Annotated in this window: 20 protein-coding genes; 10 read left to right on the forward strand and 10 right to left on the reverse strand. The window is 40.1% G+C overall.

Annotated elements, in window-relative coordinates; all coding sequences use genetic code 11:
- Positions 1-32 precede the first annotated feature (32 nt).
- The 8 genes from CH352_RS00160 to CH352_RS00200 form a co-directional block, all read right to left on the reverse strand.
- On the reverse strand, positions 33-737 hold the full coding sequence (locus CH352_RS00160) for a response regulator (protein WP_008590830.1): 705 nt from the start codon (positions 735-737) through the stop codon (positions 33-35).
- A 239-nt stretch (positions 738-976) separates the two neighbouring features.
- Positions 977-1,390, reverse strand: a complete 414-nt coding sequence (locus CH352_RS00170) for a hypothetical protein (protein ID WP_100708019.1) — start codon at positions 1,388-1,390, stop codon at positions 977-979.
- The gene (locus CH352_RS00175; RefSeq protein ID WP_100708020.1) at positions 1,387-1,755 is read right to left on the reverse strand and encodes a hypothetical protein; all 369 of its coding nucleotides are present in this window, start codon (positions 1,753-1,755) and stop codon (positions 1,387-1,389) included. The genes CH352_RS00170 and CH352_RS00175 overlap by 4 nt, the downstream gene beginning before the upstream one ends.
- Positions 1,736-2,323: an RNA polymerase sigma factor gene (locus tag CH352_RS00180; protein WP_100708021.1), complete on the reverse strand. Its 588-nt coding sequence runs from the start codon at positions 2,321-2,323 to the stop codon at positions 1,736-1,738. Before CH352_RS00180 ends, CH352_RS00175 begins: the two co-directional genes overlap by 20 nt.
- Before the next feature lie 51 nt (positions 2,324-2,374).
- A complete protein-coding gene (locus CH352_RS00185) occupies positions 2,375-2,767 on the reverse strand; it encodes a hypothetical protein (RefSeq protein ID WP_100708022.1) in 393 nt (130 codons plus the stop codon).
- A complete protein-coding gene (locus CH352_RS18960; RefSeq protein WP_086448547.1) occupies positions 2,764-2,940 on the reverse strand; it encodes an LIMLP_16695 family PerRB-regulated protein in 177 nt (58 codons plus the stop codon). Before CH352_RS18960 ends, CH352_RS00185 begins: the two co-directional genes overlap by 4 nt.
- Before the next feature lie 240 nt (positions 2,941-3,180).
- Positions 3,181-3,825: an NUDIX hydrolase gene (locus CH352_RS00195; RefSeq protein WP_100708024.1), complete on the reverse strand. Its 645-nt coding sequence runs from the start codon at positions 3,823-3,825 to the stop codon at positions 3,181-3,183.
- A complete protein-coding gene (locus CH352_RS00200) occupies positions 3,818-4,987 on the reverse strand; it encodes a ribonuclease D (RefSeq protein WP_100708025.1) in 1,170 nt (389 codons plus the stop codon). Before CH352_RS00200 ends, CH352_RS00195 begins: the two co-directional genes overlap by 8 nt.
- Before the next feature lie 40 nt (positions 4,988-5,027).
- Here CH352_RS00200 and purF point away from each other — a divergent pair, with 40 nt between their 5' ends.
- Entirely contained in the window at positions 5,028-6,494 is a 1,467-nt protein-coding gene (gene purF / locus CH352_RS00205; RefSeq protein ID WP_100708026.1) for an amidophosphoribosyltransferase, read from the forward strand.
- Between the two features lie 32 nt (positions 6,495-6,526).
- Here the strand turns inward: purF and CH352_RS00210 are convergent, their stop codons facing one another.
- Complete coding sequence (locus CH352_RS00210) at positions 6,527-7,555, reverse strand: hypothetical protein (protein WP_207766720.1); 1,029 nt, start codon at positions 7,553-7,555, stop codon at positions 6,527-6,529.
- On the reverse strand, positions 7,515-7,988 hold the full coding sequence (locus CH352_RS00215) for an LIC13259/LIC11441 family protein (protein WP_100708028.1): 474 nt from the start codon (positions 7,986-7,988) through the stop codon (positions 7,515-7,517). The genes CH352_RS00210 and CH352_RS00215 overlap by 41 nt, the downstream gene beginning before the upstream one ends.
- A 162-nt stretch (positions 7,989-8,150) precedes the next feature.
- Between CH352_RS00215 and CH352_RS00220 the strand changes: the two genes are divergently transcribed.
- Genes CH352_RS00220 through CH352_RS00260 form a run of 9 tightly spaced genes read left to right on the forward strand, consistent with a single transcriptional unit; the run spans position 8,151 to position 18,218 of the window.
- A complete protein-coding gene (locus CH352_RS00220; RefSeq protein ID WP_100708029.1) occupies positions 8,151-8,471 on the forward strand; it encodes a (2Fe-2S) ferredoxin domain-containing protein in 321 nt (106 codons plus the stop codon).
- A 12-nt stretch (positions 8,472-8,483) separates the two neighbouring features.
- Complete coding sequence (locus tag CH352_RS00225) at positions 8,484-9,512, forward strand: zinc-binding dehydrogenase (RefSeq protein WP_100708030.1); 1,029 nt, start codon at positions 8,484-8,486, stop codon at positions 9,510-9,512.
- Positions 9,513-9,538: 26 nt separating this feature from the next.
- Positions 9,539-10,084, forward strand: coding sequence for an LEA/WHy family protein (locus CH352_RS00230; RefSeq protein ID WP_243396446.1), 546 nt, complete (start codon positions 9,539-9,541; stop codon positions 10,082-10,084).
- Positions 10,074-10,403: an LIC13255 family lipoprotein gene (locus CH352_RS00235; protein ID WP_100708032.1), complete on the forward strand. Its 330-nt coding sequence runs from the start codon at positions 10,074-10,076 to the stop codon at positions 10,401-10,403. Before CH352_RS00230 ends, CH352_RS00235 begins: the two co-directional genes overlap by 11 nt.
- Positions 10,403-10,894: a hypothetical protein gene (locus CH352_RS00240; RefSeq protein ID WP_100708033.1), complete on the forward strand. Its 492-nt coding sequence runs from the start codon at positions 10,403-10,405 to the stop codon at positions 10,892-10,894. Before CH352_RS00235 ends, CH352_RS00240 begins: the two co-directional genes overlap by 1 nt.
- 3 nt (positions 10,895-10,897) lie before the next feature.
- Complete coding sequence (locus CH352_RS00245) at positions 10,898-11,839, forward strand: DUF1175 family protein (protein WP_100708034.1); 942 nt, start codon at positions 10,898-10,900, stop codon at positions 11,837-11,839.
- Between the two features lie 10 nt (positions 11,840-11,849).
- Complete coding sequence (locus CH352_RS00250) at positions 11,850-16,469, forward strand: alpha-2-macroglobulin family protein (RefSeq protein WP_100708035.1); 4,620 nt, start codon at positions 11,850-11,852, stop codon at positions 16,467-16,469.
- Positions 16,447-17,118, forward strand: a complete 672-nt coding sequence (locus CH352_RS00255; RefSeq protein ID WP_100708036.1) for a YfaP family protein — start codon at positions 16,447-16,449, stop codon at positions 17,116-17,118. Before CH352_RS00250 ends, CH352_RS00255 begins: the two co-directional genes overlap by 23 nt.
- 5 nt (positions 17,119-17,123) lie before the next feature.
- Positions 17,124-18,218: a penicillin-binding transpeptidase domain-containing protein gene (locus CH352_RS00260; RefSeq protein WP_100708037.1), complete on the forward strand. Its 1,095-nt coding sequence runs from the start codon at positions 17,124-17,126 to the stop codon at positions 18,216-18,218.
- The last annotated feature ends 1 nt before the right edge of the window (position 18,219 follow it).

Below are 18,219 nucleotides of genomic sequence, written 5' to 3' on the forward strand. Positions count from 1 at the left end.
GCCAGTTACTTTAGAGTAGTTTCGAAAATAAGCTACGCCTCATTGAATCTGTAACCGATCCCGCGGATGGTTTCCAACCTCTCCTTCTCTTCTCCTAGTTTGTCCCGGAGTCTTTTAATATTAACATCCACAGCGCGATCCGTCACGTAAATATCTTTACCCCAAACTTTATCTAAAAGCTTGTCTCTGGTAAACGCTACGCCTGTATTCGTCATAAACAGATAGAGAATTTTATACTCGATCAATGTAAGATCGATTTCTTCGTTATTGATGAATACTTTATGAGCTTTTGGATTCAGGAAAATTTTGCCGACCGTGATATTTCCTTCTTGGTCTTGCTCATCTTCTCCTTCTCCAGACCTTCTCAATACGGAGCGAACTCTCGCGATGAGTTCTCTTGTCGAGAATGGCTTTCTAACATAATCGTCTGCGCCAAGTTCAAGTCCTAAGACTGCGTCAGTCTCTCCGGATTTTGCGGTAACCATGATGATTGGCAGAGAATATTTTTCTTTGATCCTTTTACAAAGATCCATTCCGCCGATACCTGGGAGCATTAGGTCTAATACTACTAAGTCGGGCAGATTTTTTTCGATCCTAGGAAGCACCTCTAAACCGTTTTGACAGGTGTCTACTTGGTAACCGTTCTCTTCTAAATGAAATTTGATCAGTTCTGCGATATCCTCTTCATCATCTACTACGAGGATTTTTTGGCCTGGGCTGCCGGAAGCATTTTTCATAAATTCGCTGAAGCTCTTTCTCCTACGCCTCGGAGGATTTTTATCGTTAATCGGCGGGTTGGAGGATCCTTGGATTTGGATAGGTTCCATCCCTTCAGATTGTCAGAAAACCGTTACAAAAGGTTTACACAAACATTACAATCGCCGGAAAAAGAATATTCCGAGCTCATTCTTATGACAACCAGTAAACAAAAAGGAATATGTTCCTTTTTGAATTTTAAATTAAACGGAGCTTTCGCTCAGTCTTTGTCCTTAATAATTTCGTTTAACTCGTTGATTAGCTTTCTCTGACGGAAAAGGACATAAAGAACGAATCCAGAAAATAAAGCCAGACCCAAAATATAAACCCAAAGTAAACCTTTTAATCTGCTCTGTTCTTCTTCGATTGCTTTGATTGTAGTGAGGTGTTCGACTAAGAAAAAATAATTATCCGATTGGGCCCAGGATTTTCTGGCTTCTTCCCTGATCTGGGTGATTAGAACATCCGCTTCTTTTTTGCTCATATTTTGGATGAGCGGAAAGACAGAGTCTAACTTCATTTCTAAGAATTCTTTTGCAGTTAATTTGGTCTCAGGCTGTTTCTCTTGCGCGGAGATTTGGTTTCCGAAGGTAAGCAATAAAGATAAGGCGATCCCAAAACTGAAATATTTCATTCGTCGAATCCTAACTTGTTTTTCCATTCCTTGGTATAGGGACTCTTATTTTGCACAAGATAAATCCCTATCAGGACCGTAAAAAGCAGGAACAAAAAGCCGCTAGTTGCTAGAATAGCATGCAAAATCCCCGTTTGGAAGAGAAAGTTCCAATCCGTAAAGAGAAGAACTGTAAGAGGAGAAAATGCCAAGATCAGGATGGTGATCAGAATAAGCCGGATATGCTTCAGATGTACCAAATGAAGCATTACTTTTTTCTTAATTATGGGTGGTACGTTATCATTCAACCTGCCTTCCGGAGGTTTTACAAAAAAATCCAATTGCTCCCGCAACTCGTCGGGAAGTTTATCTTTTTCCGTGCTCATCGTCTTTTTTCAGCCAATCGCGTAAGATTTCTTTCCCTCGAAAAATATAACTCTTTAAAGTGTTCATTTTCAAGTTTAAATTTTCGGAGATATCTTTATAGGACATATTCTCGAAGTAGTGTAACGATATAGGTTTCCGATATAGTTCGGGTAACTTTTCCACCAGGGATCGGATCTTTTCCGTAGTTTCCTTTTCTAATACTTCGGATTCTTGAGATGAGAAATTATCTCCCAACTTTTCGCTGGGCAATGTATCAATAGGGGCATCTATCTCCGGGTGTTCTTTGCGATATCTACGGATGATCTCGTTTCTTGCAATGGAGAATACCCAAGTGGAGAATTTGGATTTTCCTCTAAATGTAGATAACCCTTCGAATGCTTTTAGAAAAACATCCTGGGTAAAGTCCTCTGCCTCTGCTTCATTACGAAATGCTTTTTTTGCCTGGGAATAAACCATTGCCTCGTACTTCAATACGAGTTGCTCGAATGATTCGAAATCTCCGGCTAGAACTTTTTGAATATTGGCCCAATCCTCCGGATCGCATAGGATGGGTTCTTCCGGTTTCATGGGAGTGATAATAAACCTATTATGAAAGGATCGGATTCGGGAAGGACCGATTCACTTCCTAGGAGACCATTTATAATAACAGAGAAGACCTAAGCCGGTGCCGAGAGGGATCAATCCTCCGAGCATTGCTAAAGATTTTCCTAATACAATAATAAAAGTGCCGGAGAGAGCTACACCAACGAAGGTAAGTATTAGCCCTAAGAAGAAGGAATAAAGACGCAGATCGAATTTTTCTTTTTGATAAAGACCTGCTTTGATGATCGCCATTCTTTGACGATACCACCAAAAGAATAGGAAGAATAATAATAACCATCCGAAGATGATCCCCACTATCGGAATGCTATATAGGATTGCTTTGTATTCTCCACCAGGCTGACTTGCTTGGATGGCGAATCTGATCTCATCTAGACTACGAAAGAGGGCTTCCTTTTCTTCTGGAGTCATCTGCTCAGAACCGCCACCTTCAATGAAGAAGTTTCACCTTTTTTAAAGTATGGGATTTTTTGTTCAATGCCAGGTCTGCCAGCGAGAGACTCATACCAGTCCTCTTCTTTCCAGCTTTCTTTTAGATAACTAGTGCGGATGTCTGAATTAAATAGATCCTTAATTTTGCTCATTGGAATGCTCCTATGTAAAATGCCTTTCGAAGTTCGAATACGAACTTTAAAACTCCCGGAAAAGGGTTTTAAATTATGTCGTATATAATTTCGGTCCACTTTTGGAATCCCTGAAGTGGAAAACCTCGTAGGACTACATTTTTTAGAGACGTAATGGTTAGAAGAAAAATTGAAAGGTGCGATAAAAAAATAGAAAGAAAGAAAAATCAAAAACCTTGGATCTTCCGTTTTATGTTGAAACTATTCGGGCTTTTTCACGTCCAAGAAAGGCGCAGAACTCAGGTTAGGAGTTCTTAGAATGGGAGAACGATCAAAGCCTGCATGTTCTCTTAAGAAGTCCACTATGATCCTGGCCGTGGCTCCCCATAAAAGTCCTTCGACGATATCGAAGTAAAATACCTCTAATAAAGGTGAGTCAGGTTTCCTTCTTCTCTTAATACTATAGAAAGGAGCTTCCCAAAGTCTATCTAACTCCAATATGATAATTTTTTCTACTTCTTCCGGATTGAATTCGAACTTAAAATCTCCGGAGTATTTAGCTAAGAAGGGAGTGATGTGAAATCCAGTGTGAGTGAGTTGTCCTCTGTAATTTCCGATCACGGATAGCTCTTTGTCGGGGGCTCCCATCTCTTCTTCCCACTCTCTGAGAGCAGTATGTAATAGATCCTTATCTTCTAGATCTTTGACTCCACCTGGAAATGAGATCTGTCCCGGATGGGAAGCAAGGTTTGGATTTCTTTTTTGAAGAAGAAAACCATCTTGTCCATTCTTTTGGAACACGGGCATGACCACGGAAGAATGTGCAACATCTTCCGGCAAATTTGGTTCTCCTTCCGGTAAAAATGGAAGTTCCTTTTTTAGTTTATCTAATTCTAATCTAATCAAATTTCTTTTTGATCGGGATCAAACCGGACAAGGTAGTCTCGTAAGGTTTGGATTGCATTGCTGCTATAATAGAAGGTCCATAATTTTCCACCTTCCAATTGGAAAAGATCCCTAACTCTTTTAACTCTTCGATAGTCTTAGGATTTCTTTTTGCAATCTCCGCGATATTCTTATTAGACGGCATCAGGTTGTGACCCATTCGGCGAATGGACATGATTGTTTCTCTCCATTGCCTTAATCTTTTAAATCTGTCTGCTTCTTCTCCTGCCAAATCTTCAGTAGATCTTTTGAATAGATCGTTTTTTTGGATCGGAGGCCCACTTGGATTTTTATAAACCTGGTATAAATTTTCGGCGTCTTTTTTGCCTAATATGTCTATGAGCTTATTCAATTCTCCGCGAGACTTGACTAATTCCAAAACTTTGTCGTTGTTCCAAACTCTGAAAGGAGCCTTATTCAGTTTCTTTGCTTTTTCGTCTCGGAATCCTAAAGTATCATGAAGTGCTCTTCTTTCGTCGGACCCTAATTCCAGAACATTGGGGAATTTTTCTAGATTGATGGAAAATCCTTCGAAAGGTTCAGGCTCTTCTTCCGCGATTTTCGCGAACTCTGAAACTGCTTCGTCTAACAATTTACGTTTTCCGAGTTCCTCACTCATTTTAGTCCAAATGGATTCCAGATAAACTGTATCTAGAGCCGCATATTGGAGCTGACTTTTTTCTAGAGGACGCTTTTCCCAGTTGGATTTTTGCTCCTTCTTCGAAAGTTTGACCTTGTGGTAATGTTCCACAAGATACAACAAAGAGTTCTGTTCTAAGTCTAATAAACGAGAGCTGAACATCGTATCTGCGATGTTGATAAACTTGAAACCGAAGTCTCTTTTCAGGGCTTTGATATCGTCCGAAGCGGAATGAAATATTTTTAAGATCCTCGGATTCTCAAATAGAGGTCCTAACCCGGTGAGATCGTCCAAACGAATAGGGTCAAAGATATAATTTTTACCCTTAGAGGATATTTGGATGAGACAAACTTTGGAATAGTAGGTGTAATAACCGCTGGATTCCGTATCAATAGAGAGGCAATCGGATTGAGAGAGAGTAATCAATGCCAACTGTAGGCTTCGAACGTTGTCTACGACAATATAATCGGATTGTATTTGCATCTAAAAGGCGACCTGGGAGACTAGCGTCGGAAGGGGGACCATGAGTTCGATTCCCAATACGTCCAGTCTACGGACCCTAGTCCGAGATGACAAACCAAAAGAAGAATGTGCTATCTTTGGGATTTTTAATTCTCCCGAAGCAGCCAATTTCACTTACCTTGGCCTGTACTCCATGCAGCATAGGGGCCAAGAATCGAGCGGGATCGTTTCCTCCGACGGAGAACATCTCTACCGCTACGCCGGGATGGGACTCGTAGCCAATATTTTTACCGAAGGCAAGATCCGTGAACTAACCGGAAGTTCGGCCATCGGGCATAATCGTTATTCTACCACTGGTGCGAGCTTCTTAAGGAACGCTCAACCTCTCAGAGTTGAGTCCCATTTAGGGCCAATCGCTCTGGCTCATAACGGAAACCTGGTAAATTCCTGGGAAGTTCGTTCCCAATTGGAAAAAGAAGGTTCTATTTTTCAGACCACAATCGATTCAGAAGTCATTGTCCACCTTATGGCGCGTTCCGGAGAGACTGATCTGCTTTCTGCACTTTCATCTGCTCTGAAAAAAGTGAGAGGGGCATATTCTCTTGTAGTTCTCACTAAAAACCAATTGATCGCGGTTCGTGACCCGAACGGTTTCCGTCCTTTGGTTATGGGAAGAAGGGATGACGGATCTATCGTATTCGCGTCCGAGACCTGCGCATTCGATATCACCGACACCACTTACGAAAGAGACGTGGAGCCGGGTGAGATGATCGTTGTGGATAGAACAGGAACCCGTTCCTTCTATCCTTTCCCTCCTGCAAAACCTGCTCTTTGCATTTTCGAATACATTTATTTCGCGAGACCTGATTCCAATATTTTTGGCGAGTCTGTTTATAAAGTCCGTAAGGCACTCGGAAACCAACTCGCACAAGAACTTCCAGTCGAAGCGGATGTTGTGATCCCTGTTCCAGATTCTGCAAATATCGCTGCTCTTGGATATTCGGAAGCTTCCGGAATTCCTTTCCAATCTGGACTGATCCGTTCTCACTATGTGGGTAGGACTTTCATCGAGCCGGATCAAAAGATCCGAGATTTCGGTGCTAAGATCAAATACAACGTAGTGAAGAATGTAGTGGATGGAAAACGTGTTGTGATCGTGGACGATTCCATCATGAGAGGGACCACCAGCCGTAAGATTATTAAGATGATCCGAAACGCAGGCGCTACCGAGATCCACTTAAGAGTTTCCGCTCCTCCTACTGTTTCTCCTTGTTATTATGGGATAGACATTCCGACACATAAAGAATTGATCGCTGCTACTCATACCATCGAAGAGATCCGAAAGTATTTGAGAGTGGACTCCATTGCTTATCTTTCAGTGGATTCTATGCACAAAGCGGTGAGCGAACATAGGGGAGGGGGGTTCTGCAATGCTTGTTTTACCTCGGATTACCCTGTGGAATTCCAAAGCGATATGGGAAATCAAAAGAGTTTATTCAAAGAATACGAGGTAGAAGAAAGGGTCTAAAAGTTTCCGCTGGATTGCGGGGCTTTAGATCTTTATTTCACTCTAAAAACTTGTGGCCTTTTTCCGAAGGTGATAAAGTCGGACTCTTCTCCTTTGATATAAGCGGATAATAGGCTTTTTTCGGAAAAGCCTATATGGTTTTGCTCTTCTAACATCCCTAAAATTTCTAAAGCAGCGTCCTTATCCAAAGTATTCAGATAATTTAATACTTCTTGGTGAGAGTTCTTTTTGTGAGCTTCTTCTATAATTTTTAATACTTCTTCCCTTGCTCTTAATAGGGATTCTTTTCTTTCTACAAGCCCTTCCATTGTGGAAAGTATAATATTGATCTCAGGATCTTCGGAGAATAATTCGAGAAGATGGGGATAGATCGCTGGGAATCGGATCGGGAATTCGTAAAGAGAGTCTTCTAGTCCTCTGTAGAGTTCTATTTCTTCTTCTCTTTTTAAGCCTAAGGATTCTCCAAGCATGAGAAGAGTTTCGATCGGCATCAGTCCTAAAAATCTGGCTGCGAATATATTATCTTTTTTGGTCCTAAGGCAGAATAATATAAATTTGGAAATTCTTTCCGGAGGAAGTCCGTTCCAGAATTGAGCGGCTTTTGAATCTAAAAAATTAGTTTCAGTTCCGAAGACCTTCTTCTCTTTTCTAAGTTTTTGGAATATTTTAAAGTCTTCTTTTACGATCCTATAAAGTAAAGAATCATCCATTTCTAGGATTGTGGACATGACTTGGTCCGGAGAAGAAATAGAAAGAAAGTATCTGACCAGATCGAAACCGATTTCGGATCTTGTGGAAAAGTTTTCTAAGATATCTGCGGGTGCTTGTTGGAATGCAGTGGCTCCAACTGAGAATGAGCTAACTCCTTCTAAAAATTTTTCTAATTTTTCGAAGGCAAAACAAGCTTGTTCACCGGAATCATTCCAATTCGATTCCCTGTAAAAATCCCTACAATTGCCGGGACAGGGTTTGGACTCGGAGACTCCCGCTAGACAGGTTCTTTCTTGTTGTCTTTTATTTTCAGGGAATAAGATCACCGCAATCACGCATATCCGGGGCATATGGATTCAGGATTTTCATACCGAAAAATACCCATGTCTTTTTGACCATTGGACAATAGAAACGGTTTCTTCCAGACTGTAGTCCATGGGTTTTCATACTGCTCGCTAAAATTTCACTAAACTTAGAGTAGGCCTCAAAGGATATTCTTACATCCGAAGATTTTGCCCCTTCCAATACATTCTTCATTTCTAGTGCGGAAGATTCCAAGCCGCCTTTTGCTTCTTCCAAAGAATTTAAGGAGGAAATTAAACCACTTACATCCGGAGAAACACTCTCCGTTGTTAAGAGAAATTGAATTATCTTATCGTTTTCCGACAAAACCTTTTCGAATAGAGGTTTTTCTGTCTCTAACACAGGCTTCTCTTCCTTTTTGCAGAAGGATAAAGAAAGCAATAATGAGGATAATAAAATTAGTATTACGGATCGTTTCATCTTATTCTCCAAATATGAGTAAATACTCGGGAATCGAGCCTCTTAGACCATAAAAAAATCTTTTTTCGGTTCTGGCAACCGTTAGAGCTTCAAACTAATCTCTGAAAAAATGGGTTCAAAGCTTTTGCCTATATAGGAAAATAGGAGGAAAGGCAAGGCCCAATGTATTTTGATAAGCATGTTTTTGTCTGCGAGAATGTCAGAGCAGAAGGAGAAAGGCCTTCTTGCGGTCCGAAAGGATCTCCTCAATTGCTCGCTTATATGAAAAAGAGAATACAAGAGTTAGGATTAAAAGGTAAGATCCGAATCCAAAAATCAGGATGTTTGGATCGTTGTGAGTTGGGTCCTGTGCAGGTTTCTTATCCGAAGGGCCATTGGTTTTCTATCAAAACACAAGAAGATGCAGAAGCATTTATACAAAATCATATACTAGAAAATAAACCGGAAGCGATCCAGCATCTGATGTTAAAGGACGAAGAGTGAGAGGGTAATCAAATGGCAAAAAAATTCGAAATACCAAAATCGTATCTTGCATACGAATTGAAAGAATATAGTAACGAACCTGGAAGAGCCAAGATAGTTGAAAAAGAACTTAAACCTTTAAAGAAGGGAGAGGTTTTACTTAAAGTTCATTCAGGTTCTATTAATCCGTCCGACCTAATGTTCATGAGAGGACTTTACGGAATTAAGAAAAAGCTTCCTGTCGTTCCTGGTTTTGAAGGAAGCGGTTTGGTGATTGCAAGCGGCGGAGGTTGGAGAGCGAATTCTCTAGTAGGTAAACCGGTTGCATGTGTTGCTCCAAATAAAGGCGACGGACCTTATGCAGAATACATGATCACTGATGCATATTCTTGTTTTACTTTAGGAAAAGATGTTAGCCTGGAACAAGGCGCTTGTTTATTCGTAAACCCAATCACCGCTTGGGCATTGCTCGACCAAGTCATCCGAGAAAAACATAAAGCCTACGTTCAGACGGCTGCTGCTTCTGCTTTAGGAAAAATGTTATTAAGACTTTCTAATAAGAAAGGAATTCCTGGAATCCATGTAGTAAGAAGAAAAGAACAGGTAGATCTTCTCAAATCTTTAGGGGCGGAGCATGTATTGGATTCCAGCTCTCCAAATTTCGATAGGGAACTTAGAGTTCTTTCCAATAAACTAAATGCTACTATTATGTTGGATGCGGTTGCAGGAGATATCACTGGAAGAGCATTGGCCGCTATGCCTTACGGAAGTAAATGTGTGGTTTACGGTGCATTATCAGAAGAGCCTATTTCTTATCATGCAGGACTTGGTATTTTTCAGGACAAAAAGATAGAAGGTTACTGGCTTTCTTCTTGGATGCCTCGGCAAAGTCCTTTGAAAATCTGGAAGATTACTTCGGAAATCCGTTCCCTTTTAGGAAAAGAATTTCAAACTCAGATTGCCGCTAAATATCCACTTAAAGAAGCGGATAAAGCAATCCAGGAGTATGCAAATAATATGACCAGAGGAAAAGTTCTTATTTCCAATGGTTGGGAGCTTTGATGGGGATTCCATCCAGTCAGTTTAAAATGTTTCGAATTTTGGTTTTCCTTATAGGAGCTGGTTTCCTTTTCAGCTCCTGTTTGTTGGACTTAAGGGAGAATGTTAAAAAACTACAAGCTTGTAAATTTCGGATCTTAGAAACCAAAACGGAAAGGGTAGAAATTTTGCCTTTTCCACCTTCTCCTAAGATTTCGATGATCTCTAAGCTGGAAATAGAGAACCCGAACGATTCTTCCGTTAAAATTTATAAATTCGATCTTGGAGTGATTACCTCCGGCACAGATGGAAAAGACGCAGAATTAGCTCGGGTAATTTCGGAAGTAGAAACAGAAGTTCCTGCTTTTTCCAAAACCGTTGTTCAACTCAGGATAGAAACAAGCTTTGAAAAGAGAGAGAACCAAGATAAACTATTACTTGGAATTTTAGTAGTCACGAACCTAGTCGCTGGAAAAGATCCGAATTTGAGAATGAAAGGAAGTGTTAGATACAACACCGTTTTAGGAGACGTAGATCTTCCTTTGGATGAAAAAATACGATTATTACCACCTAAGAAGCCGGAGCATGAAATTTAACTCTTTAAGTTTTAGAACTGCCTGTAAAAGCCTAATTCTTATTACGATCTTCCTATCCGGCTTGTTGAATTGTTCCAATGTGGACGATGATTTTTATACATTCGGAGAAGCAGGTACTAAGATCATGGTAGCTTACGCCGCGAAAGACGCAGAATGCGGATCGAGTAGGCAAATTACCTCCTTAGTTCCGGGAAAACAAAGAAAGAAGGACGTTGATAACTGTGTTGCCTCAGTCGCTTTTGAAAAATGTAGCTTTTGGATCCAGGCGGGAGATCCTGTTCCGTTTGCATGCAAGGCGATCGAGTATAGATTGAAGTGATGGGATGGATAGCCAGACATTTTGATTATCTGATTTTTGCTGCGCTGGCTTTGTCCGGCCTTTCCTATCTTTATATACTTCTTACTCGAAATAGAAGACACGATTCTAAATCAGTGGTTCATTATAATATTCCCTCGGATGAACCTGTGAGTTTCGATCCGAATGAAAAACCCAAAAAGAAAGAACCTAAAGTAAATGTTCTAGAAGTTTTCGATTATAACGGGATCAAGATCATGCATGAGAACGGAATGTATACCGTGAATCATGCGGGAGAGATCCAAGTTTACGGTTCTTGGCAAGAACTTCCTTCCAGATACCAGGCAATGGTCAAGGAAATGGACAAATCTTCTATAGGGCAAAAGAAGAAGGGAAACTATTATATGGAAGTCCTAAATGGAACTTACTATGTGATCTTTCCGGATGGCAAAAAGCATAAGTATCCCAAGTTTGAAGATATTCCGGAAAAGATCAGAAAGGCATTGGGTTACTGATCTGTGCGGTTTCGGATTTCTTATCTACTAACATTCTTTCTATTTCAATGTAATTCTTATTTCGAATCCGTTTTGGATCCGACCGAATTAAGAATGCCTGCAGACGGTAAATCAGTTGCTGTTCTAAAAATTTCGAATCCACTCTTGGGTGCAAAAGATCATTTCCTATGGGAAAATATAGATCCTGAATTACTTAAACTTCTCTCGAACGAAAAAAATGAAAGAGAAGACGTCTTACGTGTGCAAGTAGGGAAGGTCCCCGTAAATATTACGATCCGAACTGAAAAAGGCAAAACGGTCCAGATTTCCCTGTTCAGTAGAGATGGGGATTTTGATCAGGATGGATTTCCTGATTCTGCGGAGCTTAGAACAGAATCGGATCGTCAGGCGTTTCGGGAATGGTTTGTAAGGATCTCTTTATCTCAATATTTAAAGGAGAATTCCTCTTGGAACCTGAAGGAAAGGGATTGCAGCGGATTGATCCGTTTCGCATATAAGGAGTCTTTAAAGGCTCATACCCAGGAGTGGCAAACTAGGACAGGGATCTTATTGGATAAAAATTTACCCGATGTCCGGGAATTTAATTACCCGGATATACCCTATATTGGTAAAAATTTATTTCGGACCGGTGAAGGAAAATTCGGAGAATTTGCAGACGCAGAAAGTTTGGAAAAGTTCCATACTTCCTTTGTTTCCAAAGAGCTGGAGTCCGGACGAGCGGGAGATATTCTCTTTTTTAGATCGGATCGTGGAGTCGGAACAAATTTCCATTCTATGATCCTACTTGAGGGAGAAGGCATGAATCCTCAGCTTTTATATCATACAGGTTCGGATCGAGGTATCAAATTGATCCGAGCAAAAGAATTGGAAAGAAGTGTGTTGTTTTCCCCGGAAAAGAATAATCGAAATTTTCTTGGGGTTTATAGATTTCGGATTTTAGAATAGGAATTTCAGAATGAGAACTCGTGTATCGGATCGTAAAAAGATAATATTCTCTTTTCTCGCAATTTTGATCTCTGTATTAGGTTTATTTTATGTGAAACCGAATTTGTTCGGTTCCGCTGCATTTTATCTGGGAACGGATAGAAGTTTCGGTTCTGGTGAAAACGCTTATGTGAATCTGGAGGGGAATGGAACGGTAAATTACGAATTTAGAGTATATAAGATCGCAGATCCTCAAGCGTTCCTGACCAAAAAAGTAAAAGAAAGATTGGTCCAAGAGAATAATGACGGAGCATTCGGAAATCCGATCGCTTTATTTACAAGAACTGTTGATAAATTCAGAAACGATTTCCGCAAAGTCGCCAGAAAAGAATTCAATTCCAAGACAAGGTCCGAGCTTAAAAAAACATTAGGAATTGATTATGAAAAGCCTAATGAAGAAAAGACTCTCGCAATCCCTGCTATTTTGAAAGACCAGGAATTGGTCGCTACATTCTCCGTTCCAACAGTTACTTCTTTTTGGGCATATCGTAGGATCCCTGTTCCGATCCGAGATAATGGTGTTTACCTTGTAGAAGGTGTTTCCGGATCTCAATTGGCTTATACAATTCTGATCAAATCAGGTTTGAATTTTTTAGTTAAACAATCGGATGCAGAGACGTTCGTTTATGTGGGCCGCAAAGATAGTGGAGATCCGGTTTCCGATGTGGATCTCACTCTTTTTAATTTGGAGAGTGGCCAATCATTTCAAACAGGAAAAACAGGTTCTGATGGAACTTATTTTTATAAAGGAAGAAGTCCTGTAAAAGGTTTGGTTCTTGCTCATAAGAATGGAGAATATTCAGTTTCCGATCCTGAATTTTATTCCAGTTCTTTTTACGGAGAAGGTGGGCCAAGAGCTTACATCTATACGGATCGTCCTGTGTATAGACCTGGAGATACTGTTTATTTTAAGGGAATTGTTAGAAACTTCTCTCAAGATGATTATAAAACTATTTCAGGCGCAGGTGTGATCGCAGTTGCAAGCGAGCAGGGAGAAACTTCTATCCCAAGTGTTCCTATCAATATCTCAGGAGACAACGGAACTTTTTCAGGAGAATTTGTAGTCCCTGAATCTGAAAGTACAACTCTTGGAAATTATTCTCTTATATTAAATTTCCATGATAAAACATTCCAAACTGAATTTGCTGTGGAGGCTTATAAAAAACCTACCTTTTTGGTTTCAGTATCCGTTCCTAAATCCAATTATTTACAAAGGGAAGAAGTAAACGCTCTTGTAAAGGCAAGATATTATTACGGCCAACCAGTTGCAGGGCAAGAAGTTGCTTATAGAGTGTTTCGTAGACCTAAATTCGATTATTCTCCTGTTGGAACGATCAACTTTGACGCTTCTTCCGATTATTTGGAACAGTCCGGTCAAAGTGATAAACAAGAATTGGTTTTGGATGGAAAAGGAAAGTTAGATTCTAAAGGGCAATATTCTATCAGCTTCAAACCTGATAAATCGGATGCAGATTCCGTTTATACGGTAATTGCTTCCGTTCAAGCTGAGGATATGACCTTGGATGGATCAGCTTCCTTCTCCGTGAATCGAAGCGCATTCTTTGTTAGGATCTCCAAAGATAATTCAGTCTACGAGCCAGGCAAAGAAGCAAAGTTAACGGTAAGTTTGATTGCTTATGATAAAACTTTGAGTGAAGTAGAACGCCAGAAAATGGTGGGAAACCGAAATGTGGATCTCATACTTTATAATAGAGATATTCAATTTGTAAAAGAAGCAAATCGTTCTAAAATTTCTTCTTTGTCTGTGATGACTTCTGCTTCTGGTGTAGGGACGGCTTCTTTCACAATTCCTAAAAGAGGTCAATTTGTTTTGGTCGCTGAGACCAAAGATCCGAGTGGTAATCTTACTAAGTCAGAGACATTCTTCTGGGCTTCTTCTGTTTCTGATTCCATTGAAATTCCTTTCAAAGATATTACTCTAAAACCAGGTAAGGATATTTATTCTGTAGGAGACACTGCTGAGATCCTTGTTTTAAGTCCTGTTTCCAACGGACATATGATCTTAACTTTAGAAGGAAATCGGATCTTCAAAAAAGAAGTGGTTAAGATGAAAGGGAATGCTTTGAAATACGCGGTCCCGATCACTGCGGAGATGAGCCCGAATTTCACATTATCAGCAGTTCAATTTTCAGGAAATGACGTTTATAAAAGCCAAGTAAGAGTGGTTGCTCCTCCTGAGCAGAAATTTTTGAAAGTGGCCCTGGAACCGGGACGTAAGGTATATCGTCCCGGCGATAAAGCGGAGATCCGCTTGAAAACTACAGGCCTGGGTGGTAATGGAGTTTCTGCAGAAGTTTCTCTCGCAATTGTTGACGAGGCTATTTATCAGATCAAAGAGGAGAAGACCCCGAATATAGGAACATTCTTCTACCATCCAAGAAGGAATAACGTGCAGACTACTTTGGCATCCGCTTATAAGTTTTTCGGTTATTCCGAGAATAAAAGATTAAAATTGGCCTTGGGTAAAAAGGGAGACTCCGTTTATTCTGCAATGAAAAACGAGGACCAGGCCCGAGATCGTTTTAAAGACACAAGTTATTGGAATGCAAAAGTAAAAACAGGACCCGATGGAACTGCAACAGTTAGTTTTAATCTTCCGGATAATTTGACTTCTTGGAGAGTGACTGCGATTGCAATCACTCCTGATACCAAAGTAGGAAGAGGACAAACAAGTTTTGTTACTAAAAAAGACCTGATGATCTTAGGTGGAATGCCTAGATTTATCATAAAAGGAGAAACGCAAAAAGTTTCCGCTACGATTTCGAATCAATCTCCAACCAAACTTCCTATCAAAGTTACGGTAAAAGCAGAAGGCGCAAAAGTTTTAGGAAACTCTGAAACTACGATCAATTTAGAGCCTGGTCAAAACCAATCTCTTCATTTCGATGTGCAAACAGTTGCGGATCCTAAGATCAAATCTGCAAAGATCAGTATTCTTGCTGCAGGTTCCGGCTACCAAGATCTATTAAAAACAGAAATTCCACTCAAGACATGGGGATTACCTAAAACTATTTCGGATAGTTTAGGAATGGAAGAAGGAGAACATTCAGGAGTTCTAAACTTAGAAGCGCCTAAAGAATTAGGAGATCCTCGTTTGGAAGTCCGACTGAGCCCAGCTTCTTTACCTGCTCTAAGACAATCTTTGGATTATCTTGCGGATTATCCTTATGGCTGTGTGGAACAAACTATGAGCAGATTCTATCCTCTTTTATCCGCTCAGAAGGCCGGCTTCATCAATGAAAGACTTAGGAAAGAACTTCCTAAAATGATAGATGTTGGACTAAAAAGAGTGTCGGAACTCCAACGAACAGATGGCGGATTTGGCTGGTTCGAGGGTGGAGTAGAAAGTGATGTTCTAATGTCCGCTTATGTTTATAGAGGTTTGGCGGTTAGTCAGAAAAACGGAGCTAAAGTTTCTGCTCCGGTATTGAATAGAGCAAGAGCCTATCTCTATGATGTTTTAGGAAAAGGAGATCTTACTCCTAATGCAAAAGCGTATATTATATTCTCCTTAAGTGAAGGTGGAAATGTAGAAGATTCTATTGTAGATGGCCTGGTAAAATCTTCTACAAAACTAAATCAATACGGACAGGCGCTTCTTGCATTAACTTTGGCTAATAAAGGAAAGAAGGCAGAAGCTTCTACCTGGTTTAAAAAAGGAGTCGAGAGTAGCGGATTTGGCAAAAAGCCTTTCTTCAAACTTACTTCTTACGGTAAAAATCCTCGTTGGGAAGAAGATAGGATCGAAACGATTTCCGCACTTTTGAGCGCAGGCGTTCGATTAGGAGAAGATAAAGTAATTCTTGCAAATCTTGCTTCTTCCCTTTTATCCAATCGTATTGAATTAGCTTGGAATAATTCGAGAGATACTTCCGCAGCGGTATTGGCATTATCCGAGTTTTTAGTTTCCGTTCGTGAATCCGAAACTCCTGCAAATGTAGAGATTGTATTAAATGGAACCAGCTTAAAAACCGTGACTCTTCCTCCTAAGTCGGAGCAAGGAGAATTGTATAAGATCCCGATCCCTTCTGAGCTGATCCGATCCGGGCCAAATAAGGTAGAAGTGAAGAAGAAGGACGGGCCTGTACTTTATGCAACTGCTTCCCTGTATTACACGGATCGAAGTAAAAAGATACAAGCATACTCCAATGGTATTAAAGTAAAACGAACTTACTATAAGTTGAAAGTGGATTCGAATAATATCACTCCTGTAGAATCTAAAACTTTCCAACCGGGAGATTTGGTAATGGTCGAAGTCTCCGTTCAGAAAGAGGGCGATGCAGATTCATATTACCAAATAGAAGACTCTCTATTACCTGGATTCTCTTTCTTACAAAGAGATGCAGAGTATTATGCAGGCGATCTAAAGATGGAATATTTAAGCCGTCAGATCTATGATGATAGAGCTATCTTCTTTGTTGGAGGTCCTACAAAAGAATTTAAGGTTAGATATTTCATTCGAGCGGAAGTAGGTGGGAAGTATAAGGTAATCCCTGCCAGAGCTTCCTTAATGTATTATTCAGAAGTAACAGGAGCAAGTTCAGACGATGAAATCAACGTGGGTCAATAATTTACTCCTAAGTTTACTTTTACTTTTTGGGTCTGCTTCGTTCGCACAGACGGTAACTATCGATTCTCCTCATGGCGGATTTACCACGGAAAGGATCCAAACTGTTTCCGGCTCAGTTAGTGGAAACTTGGAAAAAGCGACTATCGTAATCAATGGAATCCCGCAGATGATCCGCTTACAGGGTGGAAAATTTTCTTTGAGCACTGTAGTTGCTCCTGGAACAAATCTGATAGAAGTCAAAGCGGGTAACGCAAGCGATCGAGTTTCCTTTTTCGCTGCTGTTCCACCTCGAGATATCAAAGTAGTTTTAACCTGGGACACTGCGACAGATGTGGATCTTTGGGTTTTGGATCCTACCGGGGAAAAATGTTTTTATTCAAATCGCTCTACTAAGTCTGGAGGGAATTTGGATGTGGACATAACAGATGGATATGGTCCGGAAACTTTTACCATGTCCAAGGCACTACCCGGGAATTATTCCATACAAGTGCAGTATTACGGATCTTATGATAAACCGATCACCAGAGTGAATGTATATGTGGTCTTGAATGAAGGAAAACCGAACGAAAAAAGAAAACAATTTCAGTTCGTGATGACCCGTTCCCAACAAGTATACCATATCGCGAATTTTGAGATAGATCCTGACTGATCAGAATGAATTCCAAAATATATTATAAAATCGGAATTTTATCTGCTGCTATCCTTCTTTGCACAGCCGAGGTACAAGCAGCTCCTAAATTTTCCTATTCCTATCTGGATGAAGCCGTAAAAGAATTCGAATCTAAAAATTCATTATCTTCTGTAGTTTTAATGGAGATGGGTTCCGGAAAAGTAGAATACATCTACAGGCCGGAGATGGCTGTTTCGAAAAAACTGCCTCCAGGTTCTTTGGTAAAAACCTTCTCCGCTTTAACTTTATTGAAATACAAAGATAAGTTCGGATTTTCTCCGGAAAAGAAAGTTTTATGCAAAGGAAGATTTTATCCCTCGGAAAATTTAACTCCTACTAAATCTGATCTAAACACTTTACATTTACCTCAAGATGAAAAAGGAAAAGAATACTTAAGATGTTCCTTGGCAAAAGGTCATGGAGAAATGGATCTCAGATCTGCTTTAGTTCAGTCTTGTAATGTATATTTTCTAACGAGTGCTTCTTCCGATCCTGATCTATTCTATTCTAAGCTGTATGAAGATTGGAGTTTAGGAAAATCCACAAAGTCCAGATTGGATTCTTATATTGAACCTTCCGACTCAAATTTTACTTCTATCAGCCTACTTCGCAAAGTAGTTGCTTCTATTGGGGAAGGTGGACTTCTTCTGAGCCCTTTGAAAATTTCGCAATTGTATTCATCAATTTGGAAAGAAGGCCCAAGACTTTCTCCTTATTGGGGAGCAAGTCAAGAGCCAATCAGATCGGAAGAAAATCCTTATTCTGGAAAAGACTTAAGATGGATCTCTTCTGTTCTTTCTGAAGTTCCAAAAACCGGAACATTAAAGGACTTACATATTTCTGAAAAAGGAAACTTAGAAATTCTGGGCGGTAAAACCGGGACCGGAACTAAATTTATGCATAAATATGAAACGCATGGATGGACAGTATTATCTTTTCGTAAAGATCAGAAATCATATGTGCTGACCGTTTTTGTGGAGAATGGCTCCGGGGGAAATCAGGCTAAATCATTAGCTGCGGTTCTTTTGGATAAGATCGATTCTAAAAGTAAAGATTCTGCAATAAAATCGGGTAAATAAA

This window comes from Leptospira hartskeerlii (genome assembly GCF_002811475.1).
In the GTDB taxonomy this organism is placed as follows: domain Bacteria; phylum Spirochaetota; class Leptospiria; order Leptospirales; family Leptospiraceae; genus Leptospira_B; species Leptospira_B hartskeerlii.

Coding starts and splice junctions, on each gene's coding strand:
- CH352_RS00185 (WP_100708022.1), bottom strand. CDS start 2,767: ATGACTCCAGAAGAAAAGGAAGCCCTCTTTCGTAGTCTAGATGAGATC.
- CH352_RS00255 (WP_100708036.1), top strand. CDS start 16,447: ATGAAATCAACGTGGGTCAATAATTTACTCCTAAGTTTACTTTTACTT.
- purF (WP_100708026.1), top strand. CDS start 5,028: ATGAGTTCGATTCCCAATACGTCCAGTCTACGGACCCTAGTCCGAGAT.
- CH352_RS00250 (WP_100708035.1), top strand. CDS start 11,850: ATGAGAACTCGTGTATCGGATCGTAAAAAGATAATATTCTCTTTTCTC.
- CH352_RS00175 (WP_100708020.1), bottom strand. CDS start 1,755: ATGAGCACGGAAAAAGATAAACTTCCCGACGAGTTGCGGGAGCAATTG.
- CH352_RS00210 (WP_207766720.1), bottom strand. CDS start 7,555: ATGCCCCGGATATGCGTGATTGCGGTGATCTTATTCCCTGAAAATAAA.
- CH352_RS00200 (WP_100708025.1), bottom strand. CDS start 4,987: ATGCAAATACAATCCGATTATATTGTCGTAGACAACGTTCGAAGCCTA.
- CH352_RS00260 (WP_100708037.1), top strand. CDS start 17,124: ATGAATTCCAAAATATATTATAAAATCGGAATTTTATCTGCTGCTATC.
- CH352_RS00160 (WP_008590830.1), bottom strand. CDS start 737: ATGAAAAATGCTTCCGGCAGCCCAGGCCAAAAAATCCTCGTAGTAGAT.
- CH352_RS18960 (WP_086448547.1), bottom strand. CDS start 2,940: ATGAGCAAAATTAAGGATCTATTTAATTCAGACATCCGCACTAGTTAT.
- CH352_RS00230 (WP_243396446.1), top strand. CDS start 9,539: ATGTTTCGAATTTTGGTTTTCCTTATAGGAGCTGGTTTCCTTTTCAGC.
- CH352_RS00225 (WP_100708030.1), top strand. CDS start 8,484: ATGGCAAAAAAATTCGAAATACCAAAATCGTATCTTGCATACGAATTG.
- CH352_RS00215 (WP_100708028.1), bottom strand. CDS start 7,988: ATGAAACGATCCGTAATACTAATTTTATTATCCTCATTATTGCTTTCT.
- CH352_RS00235 (WP_100708032.1), top strand. CDS start 10,074: ATGAAATTTAACTCTTTAAGTTTTAGAACTGCCTGTAAAAGCCTAATT.
- CH352_RS00170 (WP_100708019.1), bottom strand. CDS start 1,390: ATGAAATATTTCAGTTTTGGGATCGCCTTATCTTTATTGCTTACCTTC.
- CH352_RS00220 (WP_100708029.1), top strand. CDS start 8,151: ATGTATTTTGATAAGCATGTTTTTGTCTGCGAGAATGTCAGAGCAGAA.
- CH352_RS00240 (WP_100708033.1), top strand. CDS start 10,403: ATGGGATGGATAGCCAGACATTTTGATTATCTGATTTTTGCTGCGCTG.
- CH352_RS00180 (WP_100708021.1), bottom strand. CDS start 2,323: ATGAAACCGGAAGAACCCATCCTATGCGATCCGGAGGATTGGGCCAAT.